The sequence below is a fragment of the Streptomyces sp. NBC_00158 genome, assembly GCF_045160885.1.
Lineage (GTDB): Bacteria > Actinomycetota > Actinomycetes > Streptomycetales > Streptomycetaceae > Streptomyces.
The window spans coordinates 5793763-5813467 of the sequence record NZ_CP108161.1 but is presented as its reverse complement, the minus strand read 5'-3'; the positions used below and the strand labels follow the sequence as shown (position 1 = coordinate 5813467).

Sequence of the window (19705 nt, the reverse complement as noted above, 5' to 3'; positions counted from 1 at the left end):
CCATGCCAGCAGACCCGCATGACGCGCTGCCGATCCGGCTCCATGTCGACGACAGCGATTCACCGTCGGACGTCGTCGACGCGCTGTTCCTCGGCCGGTTCGCGACCGGCGAGCAGCCGTACGCGCAGAGCGTCACGATCGAGCGGGTGAAGGCGGAAGCCACCCTGCTGCCCCCGCGCGCCACCGTGCTCCGCGCGGCCCGCGACACCGACCGGAGCGCCACGCTCGCCGAGGGCGAGGGCTGGACGGTACTGGTCTCCCGCTGGAGCCGGGGTGCGGACGTGACCGTGACGGCGGTCAGCGACGAACTCGCGGAGAAGGTGCTCGGCGAGGCCACGGAGGGGGCGCAGGACGAGCCCGAACCGCAGCCGGAGAACGTCACCATGGGCTTCTGGTACGTCTCCCCGCGCCGCGGCCCGTACCGCACGACCCGGCAGATCTCCGCCGGCACGTGGGAGGACGTCCGGCCGAACTACACGGCGCCGGTGGCGCTGGCGATGGACCGGCTGATGAAGGTCACCCCGGACGACATCGCCGGCCGGCTGCTCCTGCTGCACGGCCCGCCGGGCACCGGCAAGACCTCGGCGCTGCGCACGCTGGCGCGGTCCTGGCGGGACTGGTGCCAGGTGGACTGCGTCCTGGACCCGGAGCGGCTGTTCAACGACGTGGGCTATCTGATGGACATCGCCATCGGCGAGGACGAGGGCACCGCGAAGGGCCGGTGGCGGCTGCTGCTGCTGGAGGACTGCGACGAGCTGATCCGCGGCGAGGCCCGGCACACGGCGGGTCAGGCGCTGTCCCGGCTGCTGAACCTGACGGACGGTCTGCTCGGGCAGGGCCGCAACGTCCTGGTCGGCGTCACGACCAACGAGGACCTCGAACGCCTCCACCCCGCGGTGGTCCGCCCGGGGCGGTGCCTGGCCCGCATCGAGGTCGGCCGGCTGACCCACCGGGAGGCGGTGGACTGGCTCGGCACCGACGAGGGCGTCTCCCGCGAGGGCGCCACCCTGGCCGAACTCTTCGCCCTCCGGCGCGGGACGGGGCCGGCGGCGGTGCTGCCGGCGCAGCCGTCCTCGGAGGCGGGCCTGTATCTCTGAGCGCGCGGCTCGGCCGTGGCCGGTCTCCCCGGCTGCCGGATCCGGGACGGGGGCGGTTCGCGTGGCCGCTGCCGGTGGGTCGCCTGCGGGTGGTTGTCCGCTGCGCGGGCGAGGTCCCCTACCCTCCCCCAGACTCCGTCCGGGGGGAGGGTAGGGGACCGGCCCCGCGCTGCGGCCAACCCACCCGCACACGCCCACCGGCACCAGCCACGCAAACCGGCCCCGCCCAGCGGGCCGACGGACGGAGTCCGGCGCAGCGGGCCCGAAGCCCGCGAAGCGCCCCGGCGCTGAGCGGCGCGAGGACCGCGTCAGGGAGCGGACGGCCGGAGGCTGTCGCAGCGGCGCGAAGCCCGGGAGGCCCGCCAGGGCCGAGCGGCGCGAGCGGCGCGTTCAGAAGGCGCGGCCGCCCGCGGCCGCACCGTGCGAGCGGCGCGTCAAGAGGAAGGAGCGGCATAGCGGGCGCGGACGGCTTCGGCGGCAGCCGCCACGGCTTCCGCTTCCGTGAGGCCCAGCCGGTGGGCGCGGTCCGCGAAGGCCTGCGCGGCGGCGGCCGCCTCGCGCGAGGAGCCTTCCGCCGCCGCGACGAACGTGCCGTTCCGGCCGCGCGTCTCGATCAGCCCGTCGGCCTCCAGCGCCCGGTACGCCTTCGCGACGGTGTTCGCCGCCAGCCCCAGGTCCTCCGCCAGCCCCCGCACGGTCGGCAGCTTGTAGCCCGCCGGCAGCGCGCCCGACCGGGCCCGGTCCGCGATCTGCGCGCGCAGCTGTTCGTACGGGGCGGCCGAGCCGGCCGAGCCGTCGATCCTGATCCTGAGGTTGGTCGAGGTCACCCGGCCGATTCTCCCCCATCCGGAGCGTAATTCGCAGGCGCCGCAGGGATCTTCGCCCGTAACGTCCGCCCCATGACCATCCACGTCCGCGATGTCCGCCCCGAAGACCTCCAGGCCGCCGAGGCCGTCGTACGGATCCGCCGTGCGGCGCTGCCGTTCATGATCAGCACCGTCCCGGGCGTCGCCCACGAACTCGCCTCCGCCCACCCCGGGCGGCACTACCGGCTGCTCCTCGCCGAGACCCCCGACGGGCGCCCCGTCGGCACCGCGCAGGCCGGGCTCGCGTACGACAGTCCGCAGCCGGGGCTGTCCTCCGTGAACGTCCACGTCGACCCCGCGCACCAGGGCCTCGGCGCCGGGGCCGCGCTGCTGCGCGCCGCCGAGGAGCACCTCGTGGCCCGGGGTGCGGTGGACGCGTACGCGTGGGTGCTGGACGAGCCCGCGCACCGGGGCTTCGCCGAGCGGCGCGGCTACCTCCCCAGCCGCTCCGCGCACTTCCTGCGGCTGGACCTGGCGGCGGGCGGCCTGCCGCCGCTGCCCGGGGAGCTGCCCGCCGGGGTGGAGCTGCGGCCGGGGTCGGACTTCGCCGCCGACCCGCGGCCGCTGTACGAGGCCGACGCCGAGGTGACGGCCGACGAGCCGGGCGACGTGCCGATCGAGCTGGACGACTACCAGGACTGGCTGGACACCGTCTGGCACCAGCCGACCCTGGACCACGAGCTGACGACGGTCGCCCTCGTCGACGGGGTGGTGGCGGCCTTCACCGCGGCGCGGACGGACGGCGCGACCCGCTACGGCTCGGCGATGACCGGCACCCGGCGCGCCTTCCGCGGCCGCGGGCTGGCCAAGCTCGCCAAGACCGATTCGCTGCACCGGGCCCGCGCGGCCGGGTACACGGAGGCCTTCACCGGCAACGACGCCGGGAACGGCCCGATGCTCGCGATCAACTCGTGGTTCGGGTACGAGATCTGCGCGACCGAGACGCGCTTCACGAAGAAGCTGGGAGAGACCGGATGACCGTGTCGTGGACCGTGACCCTCACCAAGGCCGGCCGCACCAAGATCAGTTACCCGGCGGCGCAGGTCGCCGACGACGGGGACCGGATCTCGGTGCGCGCCCCCTGGGCGGCCGAGGGGGTGAAGGACTTCGGGTTCGTCCGCTTCGAGCCGGGCGACGTGTTCGTGGAGCACTTCTGGCGGACGCGGTGGTACGCGGTCAAGGAGGTGTGGACCGGGGAGGGCGTCCTCAAGGGCTGGTACTGCGACGTGACGCGCCCCGCCGTGGTCCGCGGCGGCGAGATCGTGGTCGACGACCTGGACCTCGACCTGTGGGTGTCGGCGGACGGGAGGTCCGTCCTGCGGCTGGACGAGGACGAGTTCGAGGCGAGCGGGCTGGCGGAGAGCGACCCGGAGGCGGCGTCCCGGGCCGTGCGGGCGCTGGACTCCCTGGAGGAGCGGGCGCGCACGCCGGAGGGCCTGGCCGGGCTCCTGGGATAGCCGCCGGGCGGGGTTCCTGTGGGCCCGCTTAGGCCTTCCTTAAGCGGACCCTAAGGATCCCGTCCCGGGCTCCCATCCTGGCCGAACGGGCTTGTGGGCGGGCTAGCTTGGCGGTGCCAGGGAGGGCCGCCGGCCGGTTCCGCTGGCGCTTCCCCGCCTTGCGCCCGAAGGAGATCCACCCATGTCCGCACGCCGTGCCCGTACCGCCGCCCGTATCGCCGCCGCCGGTCTCGCCCCGCTCGCGGTGGCCGCGTACGCCGCCGGGCCCGCGGCCGCCCACGGTTCGATGACGGACCCGGTCAGCCGGGTCGCGGCCTGCTACGCGGAGGGTCCGGAGGCCCCGAAGTCGGCGGCGTGCAAGGCTGCCGTCGCGGCGGCCGGGCCGCAGGCGTTCTACGACTGGAACGGGGTGAACATCGCCAACGCGGCCGGGCAGCACAAGTCGCTGATCCCGGACGGGCAGCTGTGCTCGGCGGGCAACGCCAAGTACAAGGGGCTGGACCTGGCCCGCGCCGACTGGCCGGCCTCCCCGATGACGGCCGGCGCGCACACCTTCCGCTACAAGGGGACCGCCCCGCACAAGGGCTCCTTCGAGCTGTACGTGACGAAGGACGGCTACGACCCGTCGAAGCCTCTGAAGTGGTCCGACCTGGAGCCGGCGCCGTTCGCGAAGGCCACCGACCCGGGCATGCAGAACGGGGACTACGTCTTCGGCGGCACGGTGCCGAAGAAGACCGGCCGACACCTTATCTACAGCGTCTGGCAGCGCTCGGACAGCCCGGAGGCCTTCTACACCTGCTCGGACGTGGTCTTCGGGAAGGACGGCGGCGGCAGTGGCACGGCGCCCGGTACGGGGACCGGCACAGGGACCGGTACGGGGACCGCCCCGAGCGCGAAGCCGTCCGCCGGCGCCTCCGCCAAGCCCGTCGAGCCGCCGAAGGCGCCGACGGACCAGCAGATCTCCGACGGCGCGGGCAAGTCCACGATCGAGCACAACGGCCACGGCGACAACGACCCGAAGACGAACGGCCGGGCCGGCGCCTCCCCGATCGCCGCGGCCCCGGCCTCCGACGGGTCCTCCGCCGCGCCCTCGCCGGCCGGCGCCGGCACGGGCTCGGGTACGGGCACGGGCGGGGACCTCGCCGCGACCGGCGGCAGCTCCGCGACCCCGCTGATCGCGGTCGCCGGGGCCGGGGCGCTCGCCGCCGGTGCGGCCGTGCTGTTCGCCATGGCCCGCCGCCGCGCTACGGCGTCGGCAGGCCGGCACGGCCGCTAGCGGGCGGGCACCGGACGGGTGCCCGACGGATGCCGGGCGGACCGCCCGCGCCCCGGTCTCAGTCGAAGACCGAGGCGCAGGTGGTCCGTTCGGCGTTGGCCGGGTCGAGGGCGTTGAGGGCCTCGTGCCAGGCGATCCGGTCGGTCAGGCCGATGGCCACGTGCTCCGAGAGGTCCAGCGGGCACAGGTCCTGGAGTACGACGTTGCGTACGTCCGGCCCGTCCAGGAAGGCGCTCCGGTAGGGGGTGACCACCTCGTCGTACTTGGTGGCGATGACCGTGTACTTCACCCCCGGGACGGTGTCGCCGCCCGCGTTCAGCTTCTGCTGGAAGGCGGAGCCGGCGATCTGGTCGGCGAGTCCGGGGGTGGCGGTGCTGATCAGGTCCTCGGCTCCGGGGAAGTAGGGGAGCAGCTGGGTGAGTCCGGACAGGGTGGTGCCGTGGTTGTCGGGGGCGAGGCCGACGAGGGCGTTGACCTTGGCGGCTCCGCCGAGGAACTTGAGGTAGTAGCGGGGCATCATGCCGCCCTGGGAGTGGCCGACGAGGTCGGCCTCGCCCGCGCCGGTGGAGGCGAGGACCTTGTCGACGAAGGCGTCGAGCTGGCCGGCGGACTTGTCGATGGGGCCGAGCCCGTTGAAGAAGGGCACGCCGGGCAGCTGGCCGTAGTCGAGGGAGTAGACGCAGTAGCCGCGGTGGACCAGGTAGGGGGCGAATCCGAGCCAGTTGTCGACGGAGTTCCCGAAGGTGCCGTGGACCAGGACGACGGGGCGGGGATGCGCGGCGGACGGCTTGCAGGACCAGTTGTTCCAGCCGCTGCTGGGGGCTGACGCGGCCTGGGCGGCGCCGGTGGGGGCGACGAGGGCGGCTGCGGTGAGGGCGAGGACGGCCAGCGGGCGGAGCAGGCGTCTCCAGGGCAGCATCGTGTGATCTCCTTGCGGGTCAAGGGGAATGCGTGGGGGCGTGGGGGTTCGTCCCGTGATCCGGATCACAAGGGGAGCTGCTGTGGCTAAATTACGGTCCAGTAGGAAAACTTGGAAGTTACGCGTCGGTAAAAACTGGTGTGTCGAGCCTTCCTCCAGTACCGCTCGGGAACAATGGACGCCCCCGGACACGGACTTGAGGTGAACGCCCGCCATGCAGAGGGCCCCCGGAGCCGGCACCGCCCTGGCCGCCCCGCCCCGGCTGGCGGCCGACCCGCTGGTCGCCGCCGTCACGGAGACCGCCGTACGCGTACTGGCGCCGGAGGCGGAGCGGACCGCCGTCCACGGGGTGCCGCGTACGCACCTGGACGCGCTCGCCTCCGCGGGCGCGTACGGGCTGGTCGGATACGAACCGGATCCGGCCGACGGGCTGACGGCCCGCCAGGTCTTCCGGGAGGTGCACGAGCTGCTGGCGGCGGTGGACCCGTCGACCTGGTTCGTGTGGACCCAGCACGTCCCGCTGGCCAAGGCCCTGCACCAGGCGGCCGGCCCGGCGGGTGAGGCCCTGCGCGCGAGCCGGCTGCCGGACCTCGCTTCCGGGAAGACGCGCGCCACCGCCGGCTTCGCCTTCCTGCGCCATCCGCGCCCGCCCGTCACCGCCCGGCGGGTCCCGGGCGGATGGCGGCTCGACGGGCGGATGCCGTGGGTGACGGGCTGGGACCTGGCCGACACCGTGTTCGCCGGCGCCGTCGGCCCGTCCGACGAGGCGGTCCTCGCCCTGGTCGACCGCACCGACAGCGGCCTCGGCTCCGTCGCGGGGGCCCCGCTGTGGGCGATGGGCGGCACGCACACCGCGACCGTCGAGCTGCGCGACGTCCGCGTGCCCGACGAGCGGGTGGTCGGGCTGCTGCCGAGGGCCGACTGGATCCGCGCCTACGACCTGGAGAACGCCGACGCGCAGCCCGCCGTCTTCGGCCAGCTGCGCGCCACCGCGGCCTTCCTCCTCCAGTCACCCCCGTACGAGGACCTCGGCCTGCGCCTCGCCGAGCGCACCGCCCGGCTGCGCGCCGAGGCCTACGCCCTGCGCGACGAGGTCCCGCGCGGGGAGCGCACCGGGGACCGCCTCACCCTCCGGGCCGCCGCCCTGGACCTGGCCGTGCGGGCGGCGGCGACCTGCGTGGCGGTGGCGGGCGGCCGGGCCGTCCAGTACGGGCACACCGCCGGCCGGCTCTCCCGCGAGGCCCAGTTCCACCTGATCCAGGCCCAGACCACCCCGCTGCGCGCGGAGACGGCCCGGCTGATGCTCGACGGGATCTGAGCGCCGGCGTACCGGGCCCGCGACCGACGCCGGGCGGACCGTGCCGGGGCCGAACCGGGCGTTGGCGCGGTCGATGGCTGCCTCGACCGTCAGGCGGGACTCGCGGACCGGGTCCAGGGTGAGCTGGCGGGTCACGCCCTCCGCGCCCGTGAGGTCCTCGGCGCGCAGCACCATCCCGGTCAGCCGGGCCCGCTGCAGGCCGGCCGCGTCCATCAGGCGGTACGCGAGGGCGCGCAGGTCCTCGTCGTGGGCGGAGGGCTCCGCCAGCCGCCGGGACCGCTCCCACCGGGTGCCGCCCGCGAACTGGAGGGTGAGGGACAGGGACCGGGCGGCCTGGCGGCGTCCGCGCAGGGTGGCGCCGAGCCGGACCACGAGGCCGAGCAGCTCGGCCCGGGCGTGCGGGCCGTCCAGTTCCTGGCGGGTGAACCCGGTGCGGGCGGCGGCCGAGGAGGGCAGGTCGCGCGGGGTGACCGGGCGCGGGTCGATCCCGCGGGCCCGCTCGGCCGCGAGCCGGCCGGCCCGTTTGCCGAGGATCCGCTCGACGACCCCGGGCGGGACGTGGGTGAGCGCCCCGACGGTGTGCAGCCCGTACCGGCGCAGCGCCTCGGCCTGCCGGGGGCCGAGCCCGTACAGCTCCTCCACCGGGAGGTGCTCCAGGAAGGCGGCCGCCGCCGCCTCGGGCACGGCCAGGACCCCGCCGGGCCCTGGGATCCGGGCGGAGGCCATGGCCGCCACCGCCCAGGTGGCGGCGACCCCGATCCGGACGTCGGTGCCCAGCCGGGCCACCGCGCGCAGCCGGACCACTTCGGCGATGCGGGCCGGGTCCGCGCCGAAGTACCGCTGGGCGCCGCGGACCTGGACCAGTGCGGCGCGCGGCGGCAGGGCCTGGACCAGCGGGGAGAACTCGCGCAGCAGCTCCAGCACCTCGCGGTAGCCCTCCCCGGACAGGGTGGGGGCGCAGCGGACGTGCAGCACTCCGGCGGCCGTTGCGGCGGCCGTTGCGCCGTTGGTCCCGGCGGAGGTCATCCCGCGCTCCCCGGGCTGGAGTGCCACAGCTTGCGGCCGGTGGCGGCGCGTTCCCCGGGCGGCTGGAGGTCGGCCCAGGGGTTCATCTCGTAGCCGGTGGGGAGGTGGATGCGGCGGCCTGTGCCGGTGCCGCTCCCGTCGCCGTCCCCGGGGAGGGGTTCGGCGAGGCGGGCCGTGACCGCCTCCAGGCCGCTGTGCCCGCGCAGTTCGGCCAGCTCGGCGAGGTTCCAGGCGGCGGCCCCGACCACGCTCAGGCTCTGCGGGCCGCGCCGCTGCACGACTCCCCGTACGAGCAGCAGGAAGGAGTGGAAGACGGTGTGCGCGCAGGCCTCCTGGCTGTCGTCGAAGAAGGCCAGGTCGACCAGGCCGGTGCCGTCGTCGAGGGTGGTGAAGATGACGCGGCGGCCGGAGCGGATCGGCGGGGTCTGGGTGGCCGCCTTGGCGCCCGCGACGAGGACGGTCCGGCCGTGCCCGGTGTCCCGCAGGCGGGCGGCCGGGGTCACGCCCAGCTCGGCGAGGAAGGCGTGGTGGTCGTCCATCAGGTGGCGGGAGGCGTCCATGCCGAGGACGCCGAGTTCGGCGCTGAGCCGTTCGGTGTCGGTCAGGTCGGGCAGTCCGACGGGGGCGGTGGACCGGCCGCCGCCGAGGGGCAGTTGGGCGGAGCCGCGGGTGCCGGCGGCGCGCTGTGCGCCGTGCAGTTCCGTCAGGTGCAGCAGCAGGTCACGGCGGTTGGCGCCGAACGCGTCCAACGCGCCGACCTGGGCCAGCCGTTCGGCGACCGGGTGGCCGGGGTGGGCGCGGTCCCAGAAGTCGCGCAGGGAGGCGTACGGCTGTCCGGCCTCGATCCTGCGGGCCTCGGCCCCGCTGATGCCGTGGACGTCGGACAGGGCGAGCCGCAGCCCCCACCGCTCCGGGCCCCGCCCGTCCTGGCCGTCGGACACCAGTTCGATGTGATGGGCGGCCGCCGAGCGGTTCACGTCCAGCGGCAGCACCGGCACGCCCCGCCGCCGGGCGTCCGCCAGCAGCAGCCGCTTCGGGTACATGCCGGGGTCGTGGGTGAGCAGCCCGGCGTAGAAGGCCGCCGGGTGGTGGGCCTTGAGCCACGCCGACTGGTAGGTGGGCACGGCGAAGGCCACGGCGTGCGCCTTGCAGAAGCCGTAGCTGCCGAAGGCCTCGACGATCTCCCAGGTCCGGGCGACCACCTCGGGCGGGTAGCCGCGCCCGGCGGCCGTCGCCGCGAACCAGGCCTTGATCCGGCCCTGGGAGTCCGGGTCGGAGAGCCCGCGGCGCACCCGGTCGGCCTCGTCGCGGCCGCAGCCGGTCATGACGTGCACGATCTCGATGATCTGCTCGTGGAAGACCACCACCCCGTACGTCTCGCGCAGCGCGTCGGCCAGGTCCGGGTGCGGGAAGCGGACCGGGGCCCGTCCGTGCCGGGCCTCGATGAAGGGGCGCACCATGTCGGCGGCGACCGGGCCGGGCCGGAAGAGGGAGATGTCGACGACCAGGTCGTGGAAGGAGTCGGGCTGGAGCCGGCCCACCAGGTCGCGCTGTCCGGGGGACTCGATCTGGAAGCAGCCCAGCGTCTGGGCGGAGCGGATCAGTTCGTACGTCGGCCCGTCGCCCGGGGGTACCTGCGCGGGGTCGTCGAGGTCGAGGTCGAGGCCCGTCGCCCGCTTCAGCTCGGTGACCGCGTGCGCCATCGCGGACTGCATGCGCACGCCCAGCACGTCGAGTTTGAGCAGCCCGAGGTCCTCCACGTCCTCCTTGTCGAACTGGGACATGGGGAAGCCCTCGCCGCTGGTGGGGACCACCGGGGTGCGGGCGAGCAGGGAGGCGTCGGAGAGCAGTACCCCGCACGGGTGCATGGCGGTCCCGCGCGGCAGCGCGTCGAGCGCCTCGACGAGGTCCCACAGCCGTCCGTGCCCCTCCCCCCGCCCTCCCTCCTCCTCGCGCACCTCGCGGAGTTCGGGCAGTTCGGCCAGGGCCGCGCGGGCGTCGCGGGCCCGGATGTGCGGGAAGGCCTTGGCGAGCCGGTCGACGGCGGCCGGGTCCATGGACAGGGCGGCGCCGACGTCGCGGATGGCGTGGCGGACCCGGTAGGTCTCGGGCATGGCGACGGTGGCGACGCGCTCGGTGCCGAAGCGGCCGATGATCCGGCGGTAGACCTCCAGCCGGCGGGCGGACTCCACGTCGATGTCGATGTCGGGCAGCACGCGGCGGCGCTTGGACAGGAAGCGCTCCATCAGCAGGCCGTGCTCGACGGGGTCGGCGTGCGCGATGCCGAGGAGGTGGTTGACGAGGGAGCCCGCGCCGGAGCCGCGCGCGGCCACCCGGATGCCCATCTCGCGCACGTCGTCGACGACCTGGGCGACCGTCAGGAAGTAGGAGGCGTATCCGTGGTGGGCGATGACGTCGAGCTCCTCCTCCATCCGGTCCCAGTACGCGCGCCGCCCGGCGTAGCCGCGCAGCACCATGCCGGCCGAGGCGCGGGAGGCGAGCACGCGCTGGGCGGTGCGGCGGTCGGCGCCGACGAGGCGGGCCTCGGGGAAGTGCACGGAGCCGATGCCGAGGTCGTCCTCGGGGTCCACGGAGCAGGCCTCGGCGGTCTCCCGGGTCCGCGCGAGCAGCCGGCGGGCGTCGGCGGCGCGCAGTCCGGCCGCCTCGGCGATCCGCTCGGCGGCCTCGGCCATGGCGGCGGGGTCCTTGAGCCACCGCTCGCCGCCGTCGCGGGTGGTGCGGGGGCCGAGGGGGACGAGCCGGCGGGCGGCGTCGAGGACGTCGGCCACGGGGCCCTGGCCGGGGTCGGCGTAGCGGACGGCGTTGGTCAGCACGGCCGTGACGCCCTGCTCGGCGGCGAAGCCGACGGTACGGGCGGCCAGGCGCAGCGAGCCGGGGCCGGTGCCGGTGCGGCCGTGGTGGACGGCCTCCAGCCGCAGGGCGTCGCCGTACACCTCCCGCCAGGGCGCGAGCAGCCGCGCGGCCCGGTCCGGCCGCCCGGCGGCGAGCGCCCGCCCCACCTCGGACCCGGGCCCGAGCAGTACGAACACCCCTCCCCCGCGCAACGCCCCCCACGACAGCCCGAGGCCTCCGGCCGCGCCGGCGCCCGGCACCAGGAGCCGTCCGGCGGCGGAGCCCCCCGGCACCACGAGCCCGTCGCCGAAGCCGTCCGGCACCACGAGCCCGTCGCCTCCGAAGCCTCCACCGGTCCCGCCGGACCCGGCGGCTCCGAGGAGGGCCCCGTCGGCCCACCCGGCCGACGGGCCGCCCGCGCCGGAGCCGGAGCCCGCGGCCCGCGCGGCCCCGGCGCGCCCCGCACCGGAAGCGCCGCCCCCGGCCCGTGCGGCCCGGCCGGCCGTGCCGGAACCCGGGTCTCCGACCGGCGCGGAGCCGAAGCCGGGGCCGCCGGCCCCGGCCTCCTGCCCCGGCCCGGCCAGGGCACGGGCATGGGCGGCGGTGACCAGTCGGCACAGTTCCGCCCAGCCGGCGGCGCCGTCCCGGGCCAGGAAGAGAGCGCGCGGGGCCGACTCGTCCACGAAGGCACCGCCCCTGACGGGGGTGCGCCGGCGGTACGAGAGTTCCCCGGCCGGGCCGGAGCCGCCGGGGCCGGGGCCGCCCGGTCCGCCGAGCGACCCCGCAGGGGGTACGGCCAGGTCCACCCCGAACAGCGGCCGGATCCCGGCCCCGGCGGCCGCCTTCGCGAAGCGGACCGCGCCCGCGAGGCTGTCGCGGTCGGTGAGGGCGAGGGCGTCCATGCCCCGCTCGACGGCTCGTTCCGCCAGCCGCTCCGGGTGGGAGGCCCCGTACCGCACGGAGAACCCCGAAACGGTGTGCAGATGCGTAAAACCGGGCACCCGCGGCCTCCTACTTCGCTCGACCTTCGACCTCCCCCTTCTTCACCATAGAGCAATTCGAATGCCCGTGCGAAACACTTGTTCGATCATCCATTCGGCGCTCCCCTGCTGCGCCGGACCCCCAGCGCGCCGAGCGTGGGCACCATGACCCACCCCACCGAGAGCAGCGGGTTCCTCGCCGAGATCAAGGACGCCGTGACCGCCCGGGCAGCCCTGCTGGTCGTGGGGGTGCTGGCCCTCCAGCTGGCGTTCATCACCTCCTACATCGGGGCCTTCCACCACCCCAGGCCCAGCGAGATCCCGATCGCCGTGGCCGCCCCCGCCGAAGCACTCGCCGCGCAGACGGCGAAGGCGCTCGACGACCTGCCCGGCGGGCCGCTCGATCCGCGCGCGGTCAAGGACGAGGCGACGGCGCTCGCACGGATCGAGAACCGGGAGGTGGACGGCGCCCTGGTCGTCGACCCGGCCGGCACCACCGACCGGCTGCTGGTCGCGAGCGGCTCGGGCGCCTCGCTCTCCCAGGCCCTGGAGCAGATCGTCGGCCTGGCCGAGAAGGCGCGGGGGCGTACGGTCCGGGTCGTCGACGTGGCCCCCGCCGACAAGGGCGACAGCCGCGGCCTGAGCTCCTTCTACCTGGTCGTCGGCTGGTGCGTGGGCGGCTACCTGTGCGCCGCGATCCTCGCGATCAGCGCCGGCGCCCGGCCCGCCAACATCCACCGCGCGGTCATCCGGCTCGGCGCGCTGCTCCTGTACTCGATCGCCGCCGGGCTGCTCGGCGCGGTCATCGCGGGTCCGGTGCTGGGCGCGCTGCCCGGCCCGCTCGCGGCCCTGTGGGGGCTGGGCACCCTGGTGGTCTTCGCCGTCGGCGCGCTCACCCTGGCCCTCCAGGGGGTCGCGGGCGTGGTCGGCATCGGCCTGGCGATCCTGGTGGTCGTGGTGTTCGGCAACCCGAGCGCCGGCGGCGCGTACCCGTACCCGCTGCTGCCGCCGTTCTGGCGGGCGATCGGCCCGGCCCTGCCGCCGGGCGCCGGTACGTACGCCGCGCGCTCCATCGCGTACTTCAAGGGCAACGGCGCGGGCGGCCCGATGCTGGTGCTGGCCGCGTGGGCGGTGGCCGGCTCCGTGATCACCCTGGCCTGCGCCGTGATGCGCCGGGGCCGCCCCGGGGCCGCCGTGGGCAGCGGCCTCCCCGACGACGCCCCGTCCGCCCCCCGCTTCACCGGGGCGTGATTCACCACCCTGATTCACCACCCCGGAACCGGGGGCGCCGGGCGGTCAGCCCGCCCGGTGGACGACCTCGCCCGCGACCACGACCGTCTCGGCGACCGTGCCCGGGATGGCCTCCGGGGCGACGCGCAGGATGTCGCGGGACAGCACCACGAAGTCGGCCGCCTTGCCCACGGTGAGGGAACCTCGGTCCCGCTCCAGGAAGTTGGCGTGCGCGGAGCCCATCGTGTAGCCGTACACCGCCGTCTCCACGTCCACCGTCTCCTCCGGCCGCCAGGGTTCGCCCCCGCCCAGGGGGCGGCGGGTGACGGCGGTGTAGATGCCGACCATCGGGTCCATCTCGGCGACGTTCCAGTCGCTGGAGAAGGCGAGCACCGCGCCCGCCCGGTGCAGGCTCCGCATCGGCCAGGCCTTGTGCCAGCGGTCCTCGCCCACGTTCTCCGCCCAGTCCTGGCCGGGGCCGGCGATCTCGGGCGCGCAGTGCCTCGGCTGCATGCAGGCGACCACGCCCAGCTCCGCGAAGCGGGGCACGTCCTCGGGGTCCAGGCACTCCACGTGGACCACCTGGTGGCGGGCGTCGCGCGGGCCGTTCACCGTCCGGGCGTGCTCGACGGCGTCGAGGACGGTGCGGATGCCCCGGTCGCCGGTGGCGTGCACGAAGCACTGGAAGCCCTTGGAGTCCAGCTTCGCCAGCAGTCCGGCGAACTCCTCCGCCGGGTAGAAGGTCTCGCCGCGGTGGTGCCCGCAGCCGGTGTACGGCTCCAGCAGGGCGGCCGTACGGGGTTCCACCACGTCGTCGATGTACAGCTTGAGCGGGCCGACCCGCAGCCGGTCGTCGGCGAAGCGGCGGGCCGCGTCGGCGAACTCGTCGAGGTCGGCGTCCCCGGTGCCGCGCGGGTGGAACAGGGCCGCGACGATCCGCGAGCGCAGCCTGCCCTCCGCCCGTGCCCGTTCGAAGAGTTCGAGGTCGTCGAGGGAGTTCTGCGGCTCGACCACCGTGGTGATGCCGAAGCCGATGGCGTCGTCGAGGCTCTTGGCGAGCCGCCCGTACTGCCGGTCCGGCGAGGCCCACGGCACGCCGAGCTCGCGCAGCGCCCGGTGGCCCGCGCGGGAGAGCCCCTTGACGGCGAAGTCGGTGACGAAGCCGGTGGGCTCGCCGGTGCCCGGGTCGGTCGCGGCCGTGCCGAAGGGCAGGTCGGTGCGGTCGCGGGTGACGCCGAGGCGGCGCAGGGCGGCCGTGTTCAGCCAGGCCGTGTGGACGTCGTACGAGAGCACGATCGCCGGCACGTCCCCGGTGACCGGGTCGAGGTCGGCGGCGCACGGCATCCGGCCGCCGGGGATCGCTGAGTAGTCGAAGGCCTCGGCCTCGATCCACTCCGCGTCCGGGTTGACCTCCCGCCAGGCGAGGATCCGTTCGTGGATGCCCTCCAGGGTGCGCACTCCCGCCAGCTGGACGCAGGCTTCGTCGGAGCCGAGCCGGACGTGGTTGTGGGCGTCGACGAACCCGGGCAGGACCAGCTTCCCGGCGGCGTCGATCCGTTCGGTGTCCGGTCCGGCCCAGGCGGCGGCCCCGCGGTCGGGGCCGATCCACACGATGCGGCCGTCGCGGACGGCGAGGGCCTCGGCCTCGGGCAGGTCCGGGTCCACGGTGTGGATGCGGGCCCCGGTGAGCAGCAGGTCGGCGGGGTGGTTCACGGGTGGTGCTCCTGTCGGGGGTGGGAGGGGGCGGGCGGCGGAGGGGTCAGGCGGCGGCCGGGACGGGGGCGGGGGTCCGGCGGTACAGGGCCGCGTACGCCAGGCCGGAGACGACCGAGCCGAGCAGGGTGAGGTCGGCGCCGCCGAGGGGTGCCACCAGGGGCCCGGTCCACAGCTCGGAGTCGCAGGTCAGGGCGGCGAAGACGATGCCGGCGAGGAGGGCGGCCAGGCCGGCCGGGTGGTAGCCGGAGCGGTACCAGTAGGCGCCGCCCGGGCCGGTGGTGTGCAGGGCGTGGCCGTCGTAGCGGCAGCGGCGCAGCAGCATGTCGGCGAGGAAGACTCCGCCCCAGGGCGCGAAGACGATGATCAGGAGCGAGAGGAAGGAGGTCAGCGCGCTGGTGAAGTCGGTGAGGAAGAGCGCGGCGAGGGAGCCGGCTCCGGTGATGGCGGCGCTGACGACGATCGCCTTGGCGCGGGTCCACGGGATGCCGAGGACCTGGAGGTTCAGGCTGGACGAGTAGAGGGTGATGATCGAGTTGGTGACGGAGCCGCCGAGTACGAGGGCCAGGAACAGCGGCTGGAACCAGCCGGGCAGCAGGCTCTCGGTGCCGGCGACGGCGTCGGTCATGTCGGTCCGGGTGGCGGCGGCGACGCCCGCGACGCCGAGGGCGACGGAGGACAGGAAGCCGCCGAGGGCCCCGTACCAGGTGATCGACTTCAGCGAGGTGGTGCGGGGCAGGTAGCGGGTGTAGTCGGCGGGCATCGGCAGGTACGAGAAGGGCGCCGCCAGCATGATCACGAAGGCCAGGCTCCAGCCGGAGGCGCCGGGCACGGTGGTGGCGGGGGCGGCGGTGTCGGCGCCGGGGAGCAGGAAGGCGAGGAGGGCGGCGAAGCCGGCGGCGAGGACGTAGGCCATCCAGCGTTCGGCGAACTGGACGGTGGCGTGCCCCCACATGGCCCCCGGGTGGTGCTGGGCCAGCGGGACGCGGACCGGACCCGGGCCCTGGAGCGGGCGCGCTCGGCGGCGGCCCTGCTGGTCGGACACCGCTGAGCCCCCGGACGGGGTCCGGGGGCTCGGCGTACGGAGGGGCGGCGGGGCCGGCTACGCGCCGTAGTAGGCGCGGCGCATCAGCTGCTCCATCTCCTCGATCATCGGCATCCGCGGGTTCGCGGGGGCGCACTGGTCGGCGTACGCGTTCATGGTCTGGACGGGGAGGGCCTCGATGAAGGCCCGCTCGTCCACGCCCTGTTCCGCGAAGGAGGCGGGTATCCCGCACTCGGCGCGCAGCTCCTCGACGGCACGGGCGTAGGACTCCACGCCCTCGGCGGGGGTTGCGGCCGGCAGGCCGAGGGTCCTCGCGATCTCCTGGTAGCGCTCCGGCGCCCGGTAGACCTCGGCCTTCGGCCAGGGGGTGGCCTTGTGGGTGACCGTGCCGTTGTGGCGGATCACGTGCGGCAGCAGGATCGCGTTGGTGCGGCCGTGCGGCACGTGGAAGGTGTTGCCCAGGGTGTGGGCCATGGCGTGCACCAGCCCCAGGAAGGCGTTGGCGAAGGCCATGCCCGCCACCGTGGAGGCGTTGTGCATCTTCTCGCGGGCCTCGGGGTCGTTCGGGCCGTCGGCCACGCACCGCGCGAGGTTCCCGAAGACCAGCCTGATCGCCTGGAGGCAGAGCCCGTCGGTGTAGTCGTTGGCGTACGCGGACACGTACGCCTCGGTGGCGTGGGTGAGGGCGTCGAATCCGGAGTCGGCGGTCACGTGGGGCGGCAGGCCCATCGGCAGGACCGGGTCGACGATGGCCACGTGCGGGGTCAGCGCGTAGTCCGCGAGCGGGTACTTCTGGGCCGCGGCCGGGTCGGAGATGACGGCGAAGGGGGTGACCTCGGAGCCGGTGCCGGAGGTGGTCGGGATCGCGACGAGCTTCGCCTTCTCGCCGAGCGAGGGGAAGGTGTAGGCCCTCTTGCGGACGTCGAAGAACTTCTCCTTCGCGTCCCCGAACTCCACTTCTGGGCGCTCGTACATCAGCCACATGATCTTCGCGGCGTCCATCGGGGAGCCGCCGCCGAGGGCGATGATCGTGTCGGGCCGGAACTCGCGCATCAGGGCGGCGCCCGCCCGCACGGTGTCCAGCTCCGGTTTGGGTTCGACGCCGTCGATGACCTGGACGGTGACGCCACCCGGGCGGGCCCGGAGGATGTCGGTGACCTTCCGGACGTATCCGAGGTCGACCATGGTCCTGTCGGTGACGATCGAGACGCGGCCGATGCCGTCCATCTCGCCGAGGTAGCGGATGGCGTTGCGCTCGAAGTAGATCTTCGGCGGGACCTTGAACCACTGCATGTTGTTGTTGCGCCGCCCGATCCGCTTGATGTTGACCAGGTTGACGGCGGTGACGTTGCCCGAGACCGAGTTGTGCCCGTACGAGCCGCAGCCGAGGGTGAGCGAGGGGAGGAAGGCGTTGTAGACGTCGCCGATGCCGCCGAAGGTGGAGGGCGAGTTGGCTATGACCCTCATGGCCTTGACCCGCCTTCCGAACTCCTCGACGAGCCCCTCGTCCTCGGCGTGGACGGCGGCGCTGTGCCCCAGCCCGTGGAACTCGACCATCGCGGCGGCTAGTTCGAGACCGTGCTCGGTGTCGGCGGCCTTCAGCGCGGCGAGGATCGGGGAGAGCTTCTCGCGGGTCAGCGGCTCGCCCTCGCCGACCTCGGCGCACTCGGCGAGCAGGATCGAGGTGCCCTCGGGGACGGCGATGCCGGCCTGTTCGGCGATCCAGCCCGCGGACTTGCCGACGACCGCCGCGTTCAGCTTCGCGCCGGAGCAGTTCGCGGCGCGGGCCGTCGCACCGAAGACGAACTCCTCCAGCTTGGCCTTCTCGGCGGTGGTCAGCACGTGCGCGCCGAGCCGCTCGAACTCGGCCATGCCCTCTTCGTAGACCTCGGCGTCCAGGATCACGGCCTGCTCGGATGCGCAGATCATGCCGTTGTCGAAGGTCTTGGAGAGCACGATGTCGTGGACCGCGCGGGCCACCTTGGCGCTCTTGTGGACGTACGCGGGGACGTTGCCCGCGCCCACGCCCAGGGCCGGCTTCCCGCAGGAGTAGGCGGCCTTGACCATGGCGTTGCCGCCGGTGGCGAGGATGGTGGAGACGCCGGGGTGGTTCATCAGGGCGGCGGTGGCCTCCATGGAGGGCTCGGCGATCCACTGGACGCAGTTCTCCGGGGCTCCGGCTGCGACGGCGGCGTCGCGCACGATCCGGGCGGCCTCGGCGGAGCAGTGCTGTGCGGAGGGGTGGAAGGCGAAGACGATCGGGTTGCGGGTCTTCAGGGCGATCAGGGCCTTGAAGAGCGTGGTCGAGGTGGGGTTGGTGACCGGGGTCATCGCGCAGACGACACCGACGGGTTCGGCCATCTCGGTGATCCCGTTCAGCTCGTCGCGGCGGACGACTCCGGCGGTCTTCAGCCCTCGCATCGAGTTCACGACGTGCTCGCAGGCGAAGAGGTTCTTCACCGCCTTGTCCTCGAAGAGGCCTCGGCCGGTCTCCTCGACGGCGAGCCGGGCGAGTTCGCCGTGCTGCCCCAGCGCCGCCAGCGAGGCCTTCCTGACGATGCGGTCCACCTGCTCCTGGTCCAGCGACTCGAACCGGCGGAGCGCCTCCAGCGCGCCCTCGACCAGCGCGTCCACCATCTCGTCGGTCTGCATGGCGGGAACTCCTTCAATGGGAAATCCTGATGGCTCAATTCCACACCCAAAAGCGGAAGCAACCTTGCCGAAAAGGGCCTTTCCGGGTAGGCCGAAGGCCCCTCGACTCCCGCACCCGGCGCCCCGATCACGGCACTGACCTGCAAAGATGCCGAAGGACCAAAGACCCGCGCGCGCTTGTGAAAGCTTTCACAAGAATTTCCCCCCAAGTGCGCCCTACCGCGCTCCCCCAACGGGGAGCACAATCGGCCTGACTACCCGCGCCGGACGTGAGGGAGGGAGCGCGTGCGCAAAGAGGTGCGCACCGCGGACGGCCGCGTTCTGACGGCGCAGCGGTGGGGCGACCCCGACGGCAGGCCCGTCTTCCTGCTCCACGGGATGCCCGGCAGCAGGCTCGGCCCGGCGCCCCGCGGCATGGTCCTCTACCAGCGGCGGACGCAGCTCATCGCCTACGACCGGCCCGGCTACGGCGGCTCCGAACGCCACCCGGGCCGCTCCGTCGCCGACACGGCCCAGGACGTGGCCGCGGTCGCCGACGCCTTCGGGCTGGACACCTTCGCCGTGGCCGGCCGCTCGGGCGGCGCCCCCGGCGCCCTGGCCTGCGCCGCCCTGCTGCCGGAACGGGTCACGCGGACCGCCGCCCTGGTGCCGCTCGCGCCCCGGGACGCGGAGGACCTGGACTGGTTCGCCGGGATGGCCGCCTCGAACGTACGGGAGTACACCACCGCCACGGACGACCCGGAGGAGCTCGCGGCCCGGCTGATCCCGCGCGCCGCCGGCATCGCCCGGGACCCCGGCCGGCTCCTGGACGAGCTGCGCCGGGAGCTTACCGCGAGCGACCGGATGATCGTCTCGGACGCGGGCCTGCGCTCGATGCTGCTGCGCAACTACCGCGAGGGCGTGCGCACTTCGGCGTACGGCTGGATCGACGACATCCTCGCCTTCAGCAGCCCCTGGGGCTTCGACCCGGCCGGCATCCGCTGCCCGGTGCTGATCTGGCACGGGGAGCTCGACGTCTTCTCCCCCGTGGGCCACGCGCGCTGGCTGGGCCGCCGCATCCCCGGCGCCACGACCGCCATCGACCCGGCCGCCGCCCACTTCGCGGCCCTGCGCGCCCTGCCGGACGTACTCACCTGGCTGCTGCGCGAACCCCTGGGCGAGCAACAGCCCGCGTAAGGACCCGACCTGCGGGGATGCCGTCCGGGGCGGACGGCCGGGAAACCGGGTCCGACGCCCCGGCGAACGGCCGGACCCGGGTCCTCAATAAATGCGT

13 protein-coding genes are annotated in these 19705 nt (G+C 74.6%); 6 read left to right on the top strand and 7 right to left on the bottom strand.

Annotated elements, in window-relative coordinates; all coding sequences use genetic code 11:
* Window positions 1-2 precede the first annotated feature (2 nt).
* Window positions 3-1097, top strand: a complete 1095-nt coding sequence (locus OG553_RS26715; RefSeq protein ID WP_405981410.1) for a DUF5925 domain-containing protein — start codon at window positions 3-5, stop codon at window positions 1095-1097.
* A 434-nt stretch (window positions 1098-1531) separates the two neighbouring features.
* On the opposite strand, the gene OG553_RS26710 is transcribed toward OG553_RS26715, so the two are convergent.
* On the bottom strand, window positions 1532-1924 hold the full coding sequence (locus OG553_RS26710; RefSeq protein ID WP_405981409.1) for a GntR family transcriptional regulator: 393 nt from the start codon (window positions 1922-1924) through the stop codon (window positions 1532-1534).
* A 72-nt stretch (window positions 1925-1996) separates the two neighbouring features.
* Here OG553_RS26710 and OG553_RS26705 point away from each other — a divergent pair, with 72 nt between their 5' ends.
* From OG553_RS26705 to OG553_RS26695, 3 genes are all read left to right on the top strand, one after another.
* Window positions 1997-2941: a GNAT family N-acetyltransferase gene (locus OG553_RS26705; RefSeq protein WP_405981408.1), complete on the top strand. Its 945-nt coding sequence runs from the start codon at window positions 1997-1999 to the stop codon at window positions 2939-2941.
* Window positions 2938-3420: a DUF402 domain-containing protein gene (locus OG553_RS26700; protein ID WP_405981407.1), complete on the top strand. Its 483-nt coding sequence runs from the start codon at window positions 2938-2940 to the stop codon at window positions 3418-3420. Before OG553_RS26705 ends, OG553_RS26700 begins: the two co-directional genes overlap by 4 nt.
* Window positions 3421-3601: 181 nt before the next feature.
* Window positions 3602-4696, top strand: a complete 1095-nt coding sequence (locus OG553_RS26695) for a lytic polysaccharide monooxygenase (RefSeq protein WP_405981406.1) — start codon at window positions 3602-3604, stop codon at window positions 4694-4696.
* 58 nt (window positions 4697-4754) lie between these two features.
* Here OG553_RS26695 and OG553_RS26690 read toward each other — a convergent pair whose 3' ends face one another.
* The 3 genes from OG553_RS26690 to OG553_RS26680 all read right to left on the bottom strand — a co-directional run bounded on the left by OG553_RS26690 (window position 4755) and on the right by OG553_RS26680 (window position 11813).
* Entirely contained in the window at window positions 4755-5615 is an 861-nt protein-coding gene (locus OG553_RS26690) for an esterase/lipase family protein (RefSeq protein WP_405981405.1), read from the bottom strand.
* 1009 nt (window positions 5616-6624) lie between these two features.
* On the bottom strand, window positions 6625-7959 hold the full coding sequence (locus OG553_RS26685; RefSeq protein ID WP_405981404.1) for a hypothetical protein: 1335 nt from the start codon (window positions 7957-7959) through the stop codon (window positions 6625-6627).
* Window positions 7956-11813, bottom strand: coding sequence for a DNA polymerase III subunit alpha (locus tag OG553_RS26680; protein WP_405981403.1), 3858 nt, complete (start codon window positions 11811-11813; stop codon window positions 7956-7958). The genes OG553_RS26685 and OG553_RS26680 overlap by 4 nt, the downstream gene beginning before the upstream one ends.
* A gap of 144 nt (window positions 11814-11957) precedes the next feature.
* Between OG553_RS26680 and OG553_RS26675 the strand changes: the two genes are divergently transcribed.
* Window positions 11958-13043, top strand: coding sequence for a DUF3533 domain-containing protein (locus OG553_RS26675; RefSeq protein WP_405981402.1), 1086 nt, complete (start codon window positions 11958-11960; stop codon window positions 13041-13043).
* Between the two features lie 45 nt (window positions 13044-13088).
* Here the strand turns inward: OG553_RS26675 and OG553_RS26670 are convergent, their stop codons facing one another.
* From OG553_RS26670 to adhE, 3 genes are read right to left on the bottom strand one after another with little or no spacing between them, the layout of a single operon-like run.
* Window positions 13089-14735 (bottom strand): amidohydrolase, encoded by a 1647-nt coding sequence (locus tag OG553_RS26670; RefSeq protein ID WP_405981401.1) that lies wholly within the window; start codon window positions 14733-14735, stop codon window positions 13089-13091.
* 46 nt (window positions 14736-14781) lie between these two features.
* Window positions 14782-15780 carry a cytosine permease gene (locus OG553_RS26665; RefSeq protein WP_405981400.1) on the bottom strand — a complete coding sequence of 333 codons (999 nt, stop codon included), beginning with the start codon at window positions 15778-15780 and terminating at the stop codon, window positions 14782-14784.
* 57 nt (window positions 15781-15837) lie between these two features.
* Window positions 15838-18432 carry a bifunctional acetaldehyde-CoA/alcohol dehydrogenase gene (gene adhE / locus OG553_RS26660; RefSeq protein WP_405981399.1) on the bottom strand — a complete coding sequence of 865 codons (2595 nt, stop codon included), beginning with the start codon at window positions 18430-18432 and terminating at the stop codon, window positions 15838-15840.
* A gap of 285 nt (window positions 18433-18717) precedes the next feature.
* On the opposite strand from adhE, the gene OG553_RS26655 reads away from it, so the two are divergent.
* Window positions 18718-19608 carry an alpha/beta fold hydrolase gene (locus OG553_RS26655; RefSeq protein ID WP_405981398.1) on the top strand — a complete coding sequence of 297 codons (891 nt, stop codon included), beginning with the start codon at window positions 18718-18720 and terminating at the stop codon, window positions 19606-19608.
* The last annotated feature ends 97 nt before the right edge of the window (window positions 19609-19705 follow it).